Genomic DNA, 2211 nt, shown 5'->3' with positions numbered 1-2211 from the left:
ACGGCTGCCATCGCCGTGCGGACCTCTGCACCCCAGACCCATGCCGTCACGGTGCTGGACGCCTCCGGCTCGGTCCCGGCCACGCCGTCGGGCTCGATCTCGACCTACCACTGGGACCTCAACGGCAACGGCACGTTCGAGACCTCCTGCGCCGGACCGGTCGTCGCGGTCACCAGCGCGGCCGCCGGCGACCACCCGGTGTCGGTGATGGTGACCGACGACCGGGGCGGCGTCTCCCCCGCCGCCACGACCGTGCTCTCCGTCGCGGCCTCCTCGATCGACCGGAAGTACGCCGGCGGCGCGCTGCCCCTGACCGCGGGCGGCTGTGCGGGCCCGACCGCGGACGGCGTGGTCCCCGAGGGCTACCCCGCCGACGACGTGACCTGCTACACGAGCGTCCGCACCGGAATCGCCGAGGCGCTCTCACCCTGCTTCCGCCGGCGCACCGAGGGCATCGACGTCGGGCCCAAGGCGCTGCTGAAGGAGATCTACGCCAGCACCAAGACCGTCCGGCTCAACGGGATCGACGTACGTCCCAACTCCGGGGCGGCCATCGAGATCGACGGCTGGACCGCCGAGGTGCGCACGATCGGCGGCAAGGCGAAGGCGTCGGTCGACGCCGGCAGCACGCTGGGCAAGCTGACGTTCTTCTCCGGCTCGATCAGCTGGGACCTGCCGAGCGCCAAGTCGTCCCGCTTCAACCTCGGCAGCATCTCGATCACCAAGGGCGCCGAGCTCCTCGGGCTCTCGGTCGAGGGCGACGCGCGGCTCGACCTGGTCTACCGCGGCGCGGAGATCCCGGTCACGATCCACCTGCCCTCACCGCTCGACGTCTCGGCGACCGTCACCCTCAAGACCGACAACTTGAAGGGACTGCGCCTCGAAGAGGTGCACCTGCAGGTGAAGAACGCGACGTTCGGCGCCTTCAAGGTCAACGACCTCGACCTGCGCTACAACGCCGCCGCCTACCAGTTCGACGGCTTCGCCGACCTGTCGCTGACCTCCGTGGGTGTGCTGAAGGTCAGCATCCAGGTGATCGGCAGGACCATCACGATGTTCGCTGCCGACTTCACGCCGGTGCCGCCCCTGGCGCTCGGCTCGGGGGTGTTCCTCCAGCACATCGACTTCGGCTACGACGCCGGGCCGCCGCTCACGTTGAACGGGGGCGTCAGGCTGACCGCCGGTCCTCCCGTCAACGGCGTTGCCGCCGCGGCCATCGACGGCCGGCTGAAGTTCGTGGCCTCCGACCCGTGGCTGCTCCGCGCCGACGGCAACGCCTCCATCGCCGGATTCGGCGTCGCCAGCGCCTACCTGCAGTACCAGTCCAACGGAATGATCAAACTCGGCGGCGCCATCGACGCCAAGCTCTACGACATCGTCAGCGCCAAGGCCAACATCGACATGTGGCTGTACGCGCCGACGATGAAGTTCAACGCCCAGGCCCGCGGCGACGTCTGCGTGTGGAAGGGCTGCGGTGGCGGCGGCCTGGTCATCTCCAGCACCGGCGTCGGCGGCTGCGTCTACACGTACTTCGCCGACTTCGGGCTCGGCTTCCGCTGGGACGGCGAGTTCAAGTTCTACCTGACCGGCTGCGACATCGACCACTGGGCGTCCTCGTGGGACGGCGGCGCCCGCGGCCGGCTCGCGTCGTACTCCCGTCGCGCTGCGGTCAGCTCCGAGGACATGGTGGTCGCCCGCGGCGAACGGGCCGTGTACTTCCGGTTCGCCTCGACCGACGACCCGCCGCAGGTCACCGTCACGGGCCCGGACGGCACCCGGATCGAGGTGCCCGCCGGCACCGAGGCCTTCGAGCACACCGACGACCACATCGTCCTGCAGATCCCACCCGAGCACGCGACGTACGTGATCGTGCGCGACCCCGCGCCCGGGCGCTGGCAGGTGCAGACGGCCGACGGCTCGCCGGACCTGGTGGCGGTCGCCCAGGCCTCGGCGCTGCCGGACCCGCGGATCCGGGCGACGGTGGGAGGCCGCGGCCACGCCCGCACGCTCGACTACACCGCCTCCAAGGTCTCCGGGCAGAGCATCCAGTTCTTCGAGCGGAGTGGCAGCACCACCCAGCAGCTCGCGACCGTCACCGACGCGCGCGGCCGGATCCGCTTCCGGCCGGCGCCCGGACCCGCGGGGACGCGGTCGATCGTCGCGATCGTCCAGCGCGACGGGGTGCCCCGCAAGGAGATGACCGTGGCCAGC

1 protein-coding gene is annotated in these 2211 nt (G+C 71.1%); it reads left to right on the top strand.

The window, feature by feature from the left end:
- Positions 1-51: 51 nt before the first annotated feature.
- A partial coding sequence (locus Q0L15_RS18930; RefSeq protein WP_296606063.1) for a PKD domain-containing protein occupies positions 52-2211 on the top strand: 2160 nt, incomplete at its 3' end.

Origin of the sequence: Nocardioides sp., from assembly GCF_024509035.1 — a bacterium.
Lineage (GTDB): Bacteria > Actinomycetota > Actinomycetes > Propionibacteriales > Nocardioidaceae > Nocardioides.
Note: the sequence above shows the minus strand (reverse complement) of the source record. Positions and strands in the feature narration are given on the sequence as shown.